We start from the raw sequence: 13426 nt of genomic DNA, 5'->3' as shown, positions 1-13426 counted from the left end.
ACTCAACGCACATCTGCCTACTGTCAGATCTGACAGTAGCGACGAGCGGTTATGTGCTGGCTTAGATAGTTATGCGGTTGCCGACATTGGTGATTCTGGTATTTGATTAGCGCTTTCCCACCGACAAAAGGATTTCGGCATGAGCTATCGCACTCTGGGTCACTCGGGCTTGCAGGTCTCCACCCTCACCCTCGGCACGATGATGTTCGGCGAGCAGACCAGCACTGAGGAATCGCTGCGCATCATCGACAAGGCGTGGGATCAGGGCATCAACTTTATCGACACCGCCGACGTGTATACCAATGGCCGCTCCGAAGAGATCGTCGGTGAAGCGATTGCCGGTAATCGCCATGAATGGGTGCTGGCGACCAAGGTCGGTTTCGGCCCGGTGGACGGTGTGCCGAACCGTAGCGGCCTGAGCCGCAAACACATTTTCAACGGCATTGATGCCAGCCTGACCCGGCTCGGCACCGATTACCTCGACATCTATTACCTGCACCGCGAAGACCACAACACGCCGCTGGAGGTCTCGGTGGCGGCGATTGGCGATCTGATTCGTCAGGGCAAGATCCGTTACTGGGGTTTGTCGAACTATCGCGGCTGGCGGATTGCCGAGGTGATTCGCATCGCCGATAAACTCGGCGTTGATCGGCCAGTCATCAGTCAACCGCTGTACAACATCGTCAACCGTCAGGCCGAGACCGAGCAGATTACCGCGGCGCAGACCTATGGCCTCGGCGTGGTGCCTTACAGTCCGCTGGCCCGTGGCGTGCTCAGCGGCAAGTACGCCCCGGATGTAACACCCGACGCCAACAGCCGTGCCGGGCGTCAGGACAAGCGCATTCTGGAAACCGAATGGCGGGTCGAGTCGTTGCGCATTGCTCAGCAAATTAACGAATACACCGAGGGCCGCGGGGTGGGCATGGTTGAGTTTGCAATTGCCTGGGTGCTGAACAACAGTGCAGTGACGTCGGCGATTGTCGGGCCGCGCACGGAAGCGCAGTGGGACGCGTATACCAAGGCGCAGGCCGTCAGAATCACGGCTGAGGATGAAGCGTTTATCGATTCGCTGGTGGTGCCCGGGCATGCATCGACACCGGGGTTCAACGATGTCAGTCATTTTGTGTCGGGCCGTAAACCCCATTCGGTTTGACGTTTTCCCTCCAGCGTGGCGCTCTCACATAATAAATGCGCCGCGCTGACAGGTCGTTTGATTACAAGATCCGAGCTGAACCCAGGCGATTGAAAAAATCTCTGTAACATTTCTGATACCCTGCGCATCCCGCTTTTTTCCTATGAATTGAGCGCAATCAGAAAAACAAATCAGATCGTTCGAGACTGTTTCAGGATAAGTAAATGCTCAATCGCCCTTTTGAGTTTGCATGGAAGCCTTTGCGCGCGATATGGCATAAAGCACTCGGCGCCAATGATAAAACCGCAGAGGCCCCCTCGCCCTCGGCACAGGCCTCTGCGACCCCGCATCGCAAACCTGCCATTGAATACCGCGCAGACATAGACGGGCTGCGGGCGATTGCCGTTCTGCTGGTGTTGATTTTTCACGGCGGTTTAACGCTGTTTCCGTCGGGCTATATAGGCGTGGATATCTTCTTCGTGATCTCGGGGTATCTGACGACCTCGATCATCATGAAGTCGCTGGACAATGGGACGTTCAGCTTTTCGGGGTTCTACACCCGTCGTATCTGGCGATTACAGCCCGCCATCATTGCGTTGCTGATAGTCACACTGATCATCACCACGTTGCTTTACTTGCCCGATGACTATGTCGATTTCCTGAAAAGCGCCAAGTACACCTCGTTACTCCTCTCTAACCAGTATTTTTCCAACGCGACAACCGGCTATGCCACGCCCGATGCGGCGACCCTGCCGCTGCTGCACACCTGGTCGCTGGCCATCGAGTGGCAGTGGTATCTGGTCTTGCCTTTGGGCATCTGGCTGCTCAACCGCTATGTGGCGAAAAAAGCCTTCAAGGCGACCGTTCTTGGTTTAACCGTGGCGGCAATGGCCCTGGCCTTGTACTGGTCTCACACACTGCCGGATAAAAACTACTACCTCTTTACCGCTCGAATTTTCGAATTGATGGTCGGCTCCTGTGCGGTGATTTTCAGCACGGACAAATTCAGGCTCCATCGGTTGGGTGCATCGCTGGTCTGTGCGCTTGCGCTGGCGACGATTCTCTACTGCGCGACGCGAGAAGATATCCTCGCGGGGTTTCCGGGTTACCACGCCATAGCGGTTTGTATCGCGACCGCAGCATTGCTTTTTCGGGGCATTGGCGATGCCAGCGTTACTTCCAGAATACTGGCCTTCAAACCGCTGGTATTTATCGGCACCCTCTCCTACTCGTTGTACTTGTGGCACTGGCCAATCCTGGCGTTCGTGACCTATATCGGCATCACACTTACGCCGATGGTGACAGTCATCTACTTCGCCGCCACGTTTGTGATTGCCTGGCTTTCGTTCGTACTTATCGAAAACAGATTCCGCAAGCCAAGGGCTGGCTTTACCAAAACCCTGATATTGCTGATGCTGGTGCCCGCGATCGGACTTTCGTTACTGCACACTTCCGGCAAGAAGCACGATGGATGGCCCGAGCGTTTTGGCGAAGATTCGATCCAGGTCTTCAGTGGTCTGAAGGCTTATGTGCCCGCCCAACGGGAAAAATGCCTGGGTACCAGTGATGGAACCGACCTTGGCTGCATCATGGGTGCCGCCCAGGCAGACCCGCAGGTATTTCTACTGGGTGATTCGTTTTCGAACCATTACTGGGGATTTGTTGAAACGCTGGCTAAAGACGCCAACCTGTCGGCACTCGCACAGGGTTACCCGGCGTGCCTGGCACTGCCCAAGGTTTACCTCTACGACGCGAAAAAATACAAGGGCGGGCTGTATCAAAAGTGCCATGCCGCCGCTCGGCAATATTACGACCTGATCAGCAAAAGCCATTTCGAGTACGTGATCGTTGGCCAATTCTGGGAGGCCTACCTCAACGCCGACATCGTCACCAAAGAGGATGACCCTCGCAGCCTCGAACTGTCCCGACAACGCCTCGGCGTGGCGATCCGCGAAGCCCTGGATATCATCGTCAAGTCGGGCGCCACGCCCATCTTCCTGATGAACACGCTGCCAATGCCCGCGGGTATCAACGAATGCCTGTTGAAACGAGTCAAGTTGCGGGGCTGGATGGGAAGCACCGAGCAGAGCAGCCTGTGCGCCACCTCACCATGGTCGGGTGGCGAAGATCCGGTATTGGCGAAACTGTTCAGCGAACTGCAGGATGAGTACCCGGGCTTGATTGTTATTGATCCGAAAGGTGTTCAATGCCAGGACGGCAATTGCGCGACGGTCATCGACGGTTTTCCGGTCTATCGTGACATTGGCCACGTGACCGACTATGCCTCTTACAAGCTCGGCCAAATGTACCTCAAGCGCTTCAGTAATCCGTTGAAGGCTACTCGGTAAGCTTTCTGCAGGAGGGGCTGCGATCTTTGATTCTGTTTTGGTAAAGCATGATCAAAAGATCGCAGCGTGCGGCAGCTCCTACAATGGATTCGACCCACCGCCGTATCGGATGTGTGGAATATTGAGCACTCGAGCAATATTCAGCACAAAAACCACGTATCCTTCGCGCCCCGTTTGATCACCCACCCGCGAGGACAGTTTGTCTAAAGGTATCGCTTTATCGGTTACAGCCTCGGTGCTGTTTGCCGTCATGTACTACTTCACTTCGTTGCTCACCCCGTTGAGCGGCGTGGAGATTTTCGGCTGGCGGATGCTCCTGACAGTGCCATGTATGACAGTGTTCATGCTGGTCTCCAGCGAATGGCGGCGGGTGTTGGAGTTGATTCGCCTGATGGCGGGCAAGCCAAAACTCATCGCAGGGCTGATCGTTTCGGCCGCGTTGCTCGGCGTGCAGTTGTGGCTGTTCATGTGGGCACCACTCAACGGTTATAGCCTCGACGTGTCGCTGGGCTACTTCCTGCTGCCATTGGCCATGGTGCTGACCGGGCGGATTGCCTATGGCGAGAGCCTGTCGTACCTGCAAAAGGTCGCGGTGTTCTTCGCAAGCCTGGGCGTGTTGAACGAGTTGTATCAGGTCGGCGGGTTTTCCTGGGCGACGCTGGTGGTCGTGGTCGGCTATCCGCTGTACTTCGTGCTGCGCAAATACCTGAAAACCGACCACCTCGGCGGGCTGTGGGTCGACATGACCCTGATGCTGCCGGTCGCGTACTGGTTTGTGCAGAGTGGTGAGCAAGGGCTGGACGTGTTCAATCAATATCCGGGGTTGATGTGGCTGATTCCGCTGCTCGGCTTGATCAGTGCTTCGGCGCTGGTGGTGTACATCATTGCCAGCCGGTTGTTGCCGTTCAGTCTGTTTGGGTTGTTGAGTTATGTTGAGCCGGTGTTACTGCTGGGTGTGGCGCTGATTCTGGGTGAAAGCATCAAATCCACTGAGTGGCTGACCTACATTCCGATCTGGCTGGCGGTAGTGGTGCTGGTGTTTGAAGGGTTCAAGCATCTGATGCGCCAGCGCAGACCTTAAAAAGCAAAAGATCGCAGCCTTCGCCAGCTCCTACATCAGGAAGGTAAATCCCCCTGTAGGAGCTGCCGAAGGCTGCGATCTTTTGATCTGAAAAAGCCTGGCCGATGCCAGGCTTTTTTATCGCTTACTCGGTCGCGAGTACACCACGGCGAACCTGGTCACGCTCGATCGATTCGAACAGTGCCTTGAAGTTGCCCTCACCGAAACCATCATCGCCTTTACGCTGGATGAATTCGAAGAACACCGGGCCCATCAGGGTTTCCGAGAAGATCTGCAGCAGCAGTCGCTTGTCGCCCTGCTCCGATGAGCCGTCGAGCAGAATGCCGCGCGATTGCAGTTGATCAACCGGCTCGCCGTGGTTCGGCAGACGGCCTTCGAGCATTTCGTAATAGGTTTCCGGTGGCGCGGTCATGAAGCGCATGCCGATTTTCTTCAGGTGATCCCAAGTCTTGATCAGGTCATCGGAGAGGAACGCGACGTGCTGGATGCCCTCACCGTTGAACTGCATCAGGAACTCTTCGATCTGCCCGGCGCCCTTGGACGACTCTTCGTTGAGCGGGATGCGGATCATGCCGTCCGGCGCGGTCATCGCTTTGGAGGTCAGGCCGGTGTATTCGCCCTTGATGTCGAAGTAGCGGATTTCGCGGAAGTTGAACAGCTTCTCGTAGAAATTCGCCCAATAAGCCATGCGACCGCGATACACGTTGTGCGTCAGGTGGTCGATGATTTTCAGGCCGGCACCGACCGGATTGCGATCAACACCTTCGATAAACACGAAGTCGATGTCATAGATCGAGCTGCCTTCGCCGAAACGGTCGATCAGGTACAGCGGCGCGCCGCCAATGCCTTTGATCGCCGGCAGGTTAAGCTCCATCGGCCCGGTTTCGATGTGGATCGGCTGGGCGCCGATTTCCAGCGCGCGCTTGTAGGCCTGCTGCGAATCCTTGACGCGGAACGCCATGCCGCACACCGACGGGCCGTGCTCGGCCGCGAAGTAGGAAGCCACGCTGTTCGGTTCGTTGTTGAGGATCAGGTTAATTGCGCCCTGACGATACAGGTGCACATTCTTGGAGCGGTGGGTGGCGACTTTGGTGAAGCCCATGATCTCGAAGATCGGCTCCAGAGTGCCAGGGACCGGCGATGCGAGCTCGATGAACTCAAAGCCCATCAGGCCCATTGGGTTTTCGTATAAATCGGTCATGGTGACGCCTCATCATTTCTTATCAATTAACCAGGGTTATTTGTCAGTAATGAGGTGGATGGGCGGCGCACAGGAGATGCCACGCACACTGCGGGCGAGGAAGTCACCGTAGATCAGTTGAAACCCGAATATCTTCATTGTCGACCCAAGGCTCTTGCGGGCGAGGCTTCTGCTGCCAGAAGACGAATTATTATTGTATGCGTAACCCGATTCTACACAGCGTAAACAGGGTTTGTCTGCCCTCTCTATAAAATCCGCTTTTCTGGCGACGGTGCAAGGGGTTTGTTGCACAGGTAAATGCCCGCCAGGATCAGTACGCCGCCCAGGCCCATGGCCAGCGTCAGTTGTTCGCCAAGCAACAAGGCGCCGAGAATCACCGCAGTCAATGGATTCAGGGCAATGAACACGCCAGAGCGGGTTGCACCGATTTTGCGGATGCCATCGTAGTAACCGATATAGGCCAGTGCCGAGCCGAAGACACCGAGGTAGAAGAGGCTCAGCCACTGCGGTGCGCCGAGCTCAATCAGCACCACCCAACTCAATTCGCCACGCACTGCTGCCAGCGTCCAGAGCATTGCCGTGCCGATCAGGATCGAGTACGTCACCGTCTGCACCGGGCCCAGCGTCTGGTTAAGGCGACGGGAAAACAGCGAATAAACACCCCAGCCGACCACGCACCCCAGAATCAGCAAATCGCCGACCCATGCGTCCGGCGTGGCAGCCAGCAATTGCGGATTACGACTGACGATCACCAGCCCGGCACCGACGATGCAGATTGCGATGCCAGCGACTTTCCCGCGCCCAAGGTGCTCCTTGAACAGCAGCCAGGAAGCGAGACCTATCACCGCGGGATTCAACGCAACAATCAACGAGGCTCGCGAAGCATTGATGTACTGCAAACCATAAAAGAAGCACAGGTTGTAAAAGAAGATGCCGAAGAACCCCAACACTGCCAACTGCAGCCACTCCCGCACAGAAGGTCGGGCCAACGGAATCCGCGCCAGCCATAGAAACCCCAGTAACGCGACACTGGCCAGCAAAAATCGCAGGCTGGCGGCGAAAATCGGATTAAGGCTGCCAGCCAGAAAGCGCCCGGCGACAAATGTTCCACCCCATATCATGGTGACCGCCGCCAGCGTCAGATAAACCTGCATTGCGCAGGGAATTGCGTGGGTTTGCTCAACGTTTCGCATGACACTCCCAAGGGAGAAAGGAAAGATGGCGTATCATTCACCTCATTCCTGATCATCGTAAAATGAGCAATCACTCATGACCCTCACTCAACTGGAGATATTCTCTCAGGTGGCCGAACTGCGCGGTTTCACGCTCGCCGCCCATCATTTGGGGATTTCCCAGTCGGCGGTGTCTCACGCAATGAAGTTGCTGGAGCAGGAACTTGGCGTCGAACTGCTGCGCCGGCATCAGTCGCAAGTGGAACTCAGCGATATCGGCGAGCAATTGCTGCTGCGCGCCCGCGCCATGCTCGGTCTGGCCAATACGATGCGCCAGGAAGCCGCTGATGCCCGCGGCATGAAACGCGGCACGCTGCGCATCGGTTCGTTCGGCCCGACTTCATCAATCAAGTTGTTGCCGAATATTCTGCGGCACTATCGCCAAGCCCATCCGGGCATCGAAGTGCATATTGATGAGGGACCGGATCGGCAAGTCATCCAGTGGCTGGAAGAGCGGCGGATCGACATTGGTTTCGTGGTGCTGCCCGAAGAACGTTTCGACACTTTTGCCTTGATCGAAGATCAGATGGTCGCCCTGCTCCCCGCTGCGCATCCCCTCGCAACACGATCCGAGCTGAGCCTGAAAGCGCTTTGCGCTGATCCGTTCATTTTGACCGAGGCAGGGTCGTCGGAACTGGTGTCGCGATTGTTCAACGCCGCACGCCTGCAACCGAATATTCGTTATCGTTGTTCGCAATTGCTCAGTACGCTCGAGACGGTCAGCCGGGGCGATGCGATCACCGTGATTGCCGAGGCTTCGTTGCCAGACTCGCCCCATCCCGGTTACGTAAAAATACCACTGTCGCCAGCCGTTAAACGCCAAGTCGGTCTCGCCGTCCTCGACCAGCGTCAGGCATCACCGGCAGCACTGGCCTTTATTGCGTTGGCAACACGCTTGAATCCGCAATGAGCGGCGCAAGTGTCATCTGCCATCTATCCTGCCCACTGGCTGAAGTGTTTTTCAGCGGTGCGCCGGTGCCCGGACTAAATTCGGGAGCCTCACTTTTTCGCGACAGGATGCGCCCATGCCGTTGACCGTCAGACCTCGCCGCAAACGTAGCGTGCGCATCGCCATCACCCTGCTCAGTGCCCTGCTGCCAGTCTTGCTGGGTGGCGTGATTCTGTACATGCAGGCCGAGCGCACCCTTGCGCAGAGTTCACAGAAGACTGCCGAAGAAGCGCTGCGCCAGTTCGAGTTGATGCTCGACAGCACAGCCCAGGCGGCCCGGGATCTGCTGCCGCTGGCCGGACAACCGTGTGAAACCGTCAAACTGGCCCTGCGCGAGCAAGTGACCCGCCGCCCTTTCGTGCGATCGACCAATCTTGTGTGGGACAACAATCTCTATTGCAGTTCGTTGTTCGGCGAGTTCAAGGAAGCTGTCAGAGCGGGCGACTATGTTCAGGGCAAGTTGTGGTTGATGAATGGTAATCCGGTCACACCGAACACCGCGCTACTGGTGTATCGACTCAGCGAAGGTCGCGGCGGTGCTCTGACGACACTGGATGGTTATCACCTGAGCAACATGCTGCGACTGATCGGCCGGCAAACACTGCTGTTATTGCAGGTGGGTGATAACTGGATGTCAGCCAATGGCCAGGTCCGCGAAGGCGTCCTGCCCGCGCTGCCAGTGGCGCACACAATGCTGGACTCTTCGCGTCATGCGTTCAGCGTGTCGGCGGGTTTTCCAAAGGGCGAAACCTGGCGCTACATGGCCGAACAGTACCCGCCATTGTTCAGCCTGTTGATGTTCTTCGGTGTGGTGTCGGGCGCTATCGGCCATGTCGTGCAGAAGCGCTCGACTTCACCGAGCCACGAAATGCTACGTGCTTTGGAGGCCGGCGAGTTCATTCCGTACTTCCAGCCTGTGGTGCACGGCGACAGCAAGAAATGGTCGGGCGCCGAAGTGTTGATGCGCTGGAATCACCCCAAGGAAGGCCTGGTGCGCCCGGACCTGTTTATCCCGTTCGCCGAGCACTCCGGGCTGATCGTACCGATGACCCGCGCCTTGATGCGGCAAACAGCGGCGCTGCTCGGGCCCCAGTCATCGACCTTTGCCGCGCCGTTTCACATCGGTATCAACATTACCGCGAGCCATTGCCGGGATCTGCTACTGGTCGCGGATTGCCGTGAGTTTCTCGCAGCTTTTGCGCCCGACAGCGTTAGCCTGGTGCTGGAGTTGACCGAGCGCGAGCTGATCGAGCCCACCGACATCACGCGCCAGCTGTTTGAGCAACTGCATGCACTGGGCGTGATGATCGCCATCGACGACTTTGGCACCGGGCACTCAAGCCTCGGTTACTTGCGTAAATTCAATGTGGATTTCCTCAAGATCGACCAGAGTTTTGTGGCCATGATCGGCGTTGACGCGCTTTCGCGGCACATTCTGGACACCATCATCGAACTCTCGGCCAAGCTTGATCTGGGCATTGTTGCCGAAGGTGTCGAAACACAGGCACAAGCCGATTATCTGACCGCGCATAACGTTAACTTCCTGCAAGGCTATCTGTACGGCAAACCCATGCCGGCAGCAGACTTCATTAGTGCATTAAGTCACCATTAACTAAATGGGCTTAAGCGAGATGCGCCGACAAGGCGCACAAAATTGATACAAAAGACCACTACGGTTACATGAGGACAACATCAGGATTTACTCCTGACGCATTAACAACTACAATTTTTCTTGCCTGTGCAAAGATTGGCAGGCGAGCCACTTATCACCGAGTCGCTACAAGGCTCCAGTTTTAAGCTTTGTTTGCGGTTGGTATCAGCCAAATACACTATTGGAGTAAAGATATTGTCCAGACTCGCTGAATTTCGTGCAGCTGAAAAGGCCCTTCAGGAACAGCTCAAGCAGTTGGAATCGCTGAAGAACGATGCCGGGCTCAAGAAAGAAATCGAATTCGAAGAAAAGCTCCAGGGGCTGATGAAAAACTACGGCAAGGGCCTTAAAGACATCATCGCCATTCTCGATCCGAATCCGGCCAAATCCTCGCTGCAAAGCTCTGCAGCACCAAAAACCCGCCGCGCTCGCGTGGTCAAGGTCTATCAGAATCCGCACACCGGCGAACTGATCGAGACCAAGGGCGGCAACCACCGCGGCCTGAAAGCCTGGAAGGAACAGTACGGTGCAGGCACTGTTGATTCCTGGTTGCGCGGTTAATCCGGCACCCACCAAAGCCCTGCATGACGCAGGGCTTTTTTATTGACAATATCTAACAAATGAAATGAATTTCATCGAGCAAGTTCCCACTCTTGTGTAACGTTACTGAGTCAAAAACCTAAACAATCTGCGGCATCATGTTGCGAGCGGCGCCAACGTTAAACTTTGTGCTTAATCCCTTTGGGCATCTAACACGACGCGAAGAGTACAGAGCCTAAAGTTTCAGGCTGTTTCTGACCGCGACTATCTCTTCTGCGCTCGCCTTATAAGCCTCGGCCTGACCAGCATAGGAAAGTACATAGGCCTTATCCGTCGCGACCGCCGCCACCAGTGTTTGCGATAACACATGCCGACCGTTTTCGGTCACCGTGCAAGCCGTCTCCAGCGCAGACAAAGAACCGAGCGTCGCTGGATGCACCTTGTTGCAGACACTCTGATAGCCACCCCGGAAAAAGTCCTTTTGTATCGACTTGCGCATTTCCAGCAAAACACCCTGCAAATTGACTTGATGACCCGTTTCAACCTGAGTCATGGTCAACTCCATTACCATCACCTGATTGCCATCGGCATCGTTCTTGACCGCCCGCTGGCGAGAAACCTGCGGTGCCGTATCGGCTAGTGCCTCCACCTCCCAGCCTGCGGGCCAGGTGATGCTCGGCTCTTCGGCAAACACGGTAGCGGCGGCCAGAAACAAGCCTAAGAAAACTAACGGAGTTTTAAACAGTCGGATCATTGCCGGGCGCACTCGAAGATAGAGCCGCAAAGTCTGAGCCCCGGCCGCGCGCACGGCAAGCCTGCCCTTTCATTTGGCGATGCCGGCAGGCATGCGTATCATTGCGCCCATCACTCGCCCATAGTTATTGGAGGGCCCATGAGCCTGCACGAACTGAACACTTTCCCCGGCGTCACTGCCACGCCAGACAGCGCAACCCGCAACTTCGTTTTCAACCACACCATGCTGCGCGTAAAGGACATCACCAAGTCCCTGGATTTCTACACCCGCGTGCTGGGTTTCTCGCTGGTTGAAAAGCGCGACTTCCCGGAAGCGGAATTCAGCCTTTATTTCCTGGCGCTGGTCGACAAGGCGCAGATCCCGGCCGACGCCGCTGCTCGCACCGAATGGATGAAGTCGATCCCGGGCATTCTGGAACTGACCCACAACCACGGCACCGAAAACGATGCTGATTTTGCCTATCACAATGGCAACACTGATCCGCGTGGTTTCGGCCACATCTGCATCTCGGTGCCGGATATCGTCGCAGCGTGTGAGCGTTTTGAAGCGCTGGGCTGTGATTTCCAGAAGCGCCTCACCGATGGCCGCATGAAAAGCCTGGCGTTCATCAAGGATCCGGATGGTTACTGGGTCGAGATCATTCAGCCTGCGCCGATGTGAAAGGCGAAAAGCCCCTCACCCTAACCCTCTCCCAGAGGTAGAGGGAACTGACCGAGTTGTTTTTCAGAGCTACGCCGACCTGAGATATCGCGTCGAACTCAGATTTTGAAGAGCATACAAATCGGCTCCCTCTCCCTCGGGAGAGGGCTGGGGTGAGGGGCTGCATTTTCATGCACAATAAAAAACCCCATGATCGCTCATGGGGTTTTGTCTTTTCAGATCTGGCTTTTACGCCGGAGCCGAAGTTCGGATCAAGTGATCGAAAGCGCTCAGCGAAGCCTTCGCGCCCTCGCCCACTGCAATCACGATCTGCTTGTACGGCACAGTGGTCACGTCACCTGCAGCGAAGATGCCCGGGATCGACGTCTCGCCACGGTTATCGACGATGATTTCGCCACGCGGCGACAGCTCGATGGTGCCTTTGAGCCAGTCAGTGTTCGGCAGCAGACCGATCTGCACAAAAATCCCTTCCAGCTCGACAGTGCGCAACTCATCAGTGTTGCGATCCTTGTAGCGCAGGCCGTTGACCTTCTGGCCGTCGCCGGTGACTTCAGTGGTTTGCGCACTGGTGATCACGGTAACGTTCGGCAGGCTGTGCAGCTTGCGCTGCAACACGGCGTCGGCTCGCAATTGCACATCGAATTCCAGCAGCGTCACGTGAGCCACGATACCCGCCAGGTCGATGGCTGCTTCGACGCCAGAGTTACCGCCGCCGATCACCGCGACACGCTTGCCTTTGAACAGCGGGCCATCGCAGTGTGGGCAGTACGCCACGCCTTTGTTGCGATAGTCCTGCTCACCCGGCACATTCATTTCACGCCACCGCGCACCGGTCGCCAGAATCACGCTCTTGGCTTTGAGGGTCGCACCGCTGGCGAAACGGATTTCATGCAGCTCGCCGTTTTTACCCGGGACCAGCTTGTCAGCGCGTTGCAGGTTCATGATATCGACGTCGTACTGCTTGACGTGCTCTTCCAGCGCCGTGGCCAGTTTCGGCCCTTCGGTTTCCTGCACGGAAATGAAGTTCTCGATGGCCATGGTGTCCAGCACCTGACCGCCGAAACGCTCAGCAGCAACACCGGTGCGGATGCCTTTGCGTGCAGCATAAATTGCCGCCGACGCACCGGCCGGGCCACCGCCGACCACCAGCACGTCAAAGGCTTCCTTGGCGCTGATTTTCTCGGCCTGACGCTCGATGGCGCCGGTGTCGAGTTTGGCGAGGATCTCTTCCAGGCCCATGCGGCCCTGGCCGAAGTTTTCGCCATTCAGGTAAATGCTCGGCACGGCCATGATCTTGCGATCGTTGACTTCGTCCTGGAACAGCGCGCCGTCGATGGCGACGTGGCGGATGTTCGGGTTAAGCACGGCCATCAGGTTCAGCGCCTGAACGACGTCCGGGCAGTTCTGGCAGGACAGCGAGAAATAAGTCTCGAAACTGAACTCGCCTTTGAGCGAACGAATCTGCTCGATTACTTCGACACTGGCTTTCGACGGGTGGCCACCGACTTGCAGCAGGGCCAGTACCAGCGAAGTGAATTCGTGGCCCATCGGGATACCGGCGAAACGCAGACTGATGTCGGCGCCCGGACGGTTGATCGAGAACGATGGCTTGCGAGCATCGTCACCGCTGTCGATCAAAGTAATTTGGCTCGAAAGACTGGCAACGTCTTTCAGCAGGTCAAGCATTTCACGGGATTTCGCACCGTCGTCGAGGGAAGCAACGATCTCGATCGGCTGGGTGACCCGTTCCAGGTACGATTTCAACTGGGCTTTAAGATTGGCGTCCAACATACGGGCGATTTCCTTTGATTTGTTTCAGACATAAAAAACGCCCGAGCGAATCTCGCCCGGGCGTTTTATTGGGCGGTGCAGCTAACT

General features: G+C 56.5%; 11 protein-coding genes. 7 read left to right on the top strand and 4 right to left on the bottom strand.

Features of this window, described 5'->3' with window-relative positions:
• Positions 1-139: 139 nt before the first annotated feature.
• The 3 genes from ICA16_RS03500 (at position 140) to rarD (ending at position 4561) form a co-directional block, all read left to right on the top strand.
• On the top strand, positions 140-1153 hold the full coding sequence (locus ICA16_RS03500; protein ID WP_210699935.1) for an aldo/keto reductase: 1014 nt from the start codon (positions 140-142) through the stop codon (positions 1151-1153).
• 203 nt (positions 1154-1356) lie between these two features.
• Positions 1357-3480 (top strand): acyltransferase family protein, encoded by a 2124-nt coding sequence (locus ICA16_RS03495; protein ID WP_210699934.1) that lies wholly within the window; start codon positions 1357-1359, stop codon positions 3478-3480.
• A 199-nt stretch (positions 3481-3679) separates the two neighbouring features.
• Entirely contained in the window at positions 3680-4561 is an 882-nt protein-coding gene (gene rarD, locus ICA16_RS03490; RefSeq protein ID WP_150603801.1) for an EamA family transporter RarD, read from the top strand.
• A gap of 124 nt (positions 4562-4685) precedes the next feature.
• Here rarD and hppD read toward each other — a convergent pair whose 3' ends face one another.
• Positions 4686-5762, bottom strand: a complete 1077-nt coding sequence (gene hppD / locus ICA16_RS03485) for a 4-hydroxyphenylpyruvate dioxygenase (RefSeq protein WP_150615500.1) — start codon at positions 5760-5762, stop codon at positions 4686-4688.
• A 245-nt stretch (positions 5763-6007) separates the two neighbouring features.
• The gene (locus ICA16_RS03480; protein WP_210699933.1) at positions 6008-6955 is read right to left on the bottom strand and encodes a DMT family transporter; all 948 of its coding nucleotides are present in this window, start codon (positions 6953-6955) and stop codon (positions 6008-6010) included.
• A gap of 76 nt (positions 6956-7031) precedes the next feature.
• On the opposite strand from ICA16_RS03480, the gene ICA16_RS03475 reads away from it, so the two are divergent.
• The 3 genes from ICA16_RS03475 (at position 7032) to ICA16_RS03465 (ending at position 10155) form a co-directional block, all read left to right on the top strand.
• On the top strand, positions 7032-7904 hold the full coding sequence (locus ICA16_RS03475) for a LysR family transcriptional regulator (protein ID WP_210699932.1): 873 nt from the start codon (positions 7032-7034) through the stop codon (positions 7902-7904).
• Between the two features lie 115 nt (positions 7905-8019).
• Positions 8020-9555 carry an EAL domain-containing protein gene (locus tag ICA16_RS03470; protein WP_210699931.1) on the top strand — a complete coding sequence of 512 codons (1536 nt, stop codon included), beginning with the start codon at positions 8020-8022 and terminating at the stop codon, positions 9553-9555.
• Positions 9556-9789: 234 nt separating this feature from the next.
• On the top strand, positions 9790-10155 hold the full coding sequence (locus ICA16_RS03465) for a histone-like nucleoid-structuring protein, MvaT/MvaU family (RefSeq protein ID WP_150603796.1): 366 nt from the start codon (positions 9790-9792) through the stop codon (positions 10153-10155).
• A 214-nt stretch (positions 10156-10369) separates the two neighbouring features.
• Here the strand turns inward: ICA16_RS03465 and ICA16_RS03460 are convergent, their stop codons facing one another.
• Positions 10370-10888 (bottom strand): DUF4946 domain-containing protein, encoded by a 519-nt coding sequence (locus ICA16_RS03460; RefSeq protein WP_210699930.1) that lies wholly within the window; start codon positions 10886-10888, stop codon positions 10370-10372.
• A 138-nt stretch (positions 10889-11026) separates the two neighbouring features.
• Here ICA16_RS03460 and gloA point away from each other — a divergent pair, with 138 nt between their 5' ends.
• Positions 11027-11548 (top strand): lactoylglutathione lyase, encoded by a 522-nt coding sequence (gene gloA, locus ICA16_RS03455; protein ID WP_150603794.1) that lies wholly within the window; start codon positions 11027-11029, stop codon positions 11546-11548.
• Positions 11549-11776: 228 nt separating this feature from the next.
• Here gloA and ahpF read toward each other — a convergent pair whose 3' ends face one another.
• Positions 11777-13339: an alkyl hydroperoxide reductase subunit F gene (ahpF, locus tag ICA16_RS03450; protein WP_210699929.1), complete on the bottom strand. Its 1563-nt coding sequence runs from the start codon at positions 13337-13339 to the stop codon at positions 11777-11779.
• Positions 13340-13426 lie beyond the last annotated feature (87 nt).

Source organism: Pseudomonas anatoliensis (assembly GCF_017976235.1).
Taxonomy (GTDB): domain Bacteria; phylum Pseudomonadota; class Gammaproteobacteria; order Pseudomonadales; family Pseudomonadaceae; genus Aquipseudomonas; species Aquipseudomonas anatoliensis.
This window is presented reverse-complemented; position numbering and strand designations above follow the sequence as displayed.

Coding starts and splice junctions, on each gene's coding strand:
- ICA16_RS03500 (WP_210699935.1), top strand. CDS start 140: ATGAGCTATCGCACTCTGGGTCACTCGGGCTTGCAGGTCTCCACCCTC.
- ICA16_RS03495 (WP_210699934.1), top strand. CDS start 1,357: ATGCTCAATCGCCCTTTTGAGTTTGCATGGAAGCCTTTGCGCGCGATA.
- hppD (WP_150615500.1), bottom strand. CDS start 5,762: ATGACCGATTTATACGAAAACCCAATGGGCCTGATGGGCTTTGAGTTC.
- ICA16_RS03480 (WP_210699933.1), bottom strand. CDS start 6,955: ATGCGAAACGTTGAGCAAACCCACGCAATTCCCTGCGCAATGCAGGTT.
- ICA16_RS03475 (WP_210699932.1), top strand. CDS start 7,032: ATGACCCTCACTCAACTGGAGATATTCTCTCAGGTGGCCGAACTGCGC.
- ICA16_RS03470 (WP_210699931.1), top strand. CDS start 8,020: ATGCCGTTGACCGTCAGACCTCGCCGCAAACGTAGCGTGCGCATCGCC.
- ICA16_RS03460 (WP_210699930.1), bottom strand. CDS start 10,888: ATGATCCGACTGTTTAAAACTCCGTTAGTTTTCTTAGGCTTGTTTCTG.
- gloA (WP_150603794.1), top strand. CDS start 11,027: ATGAGCCTGCACGAACTGAACACTTTCCCCGGCGTCACTGCCACGCCA.
- ahpF (WP_210699929.1), bottom strand. CDS start 13,339: ATGTTGGACGCCAATCTTAAAGCCCAGTTGAAATCGTACCTGGAACGG.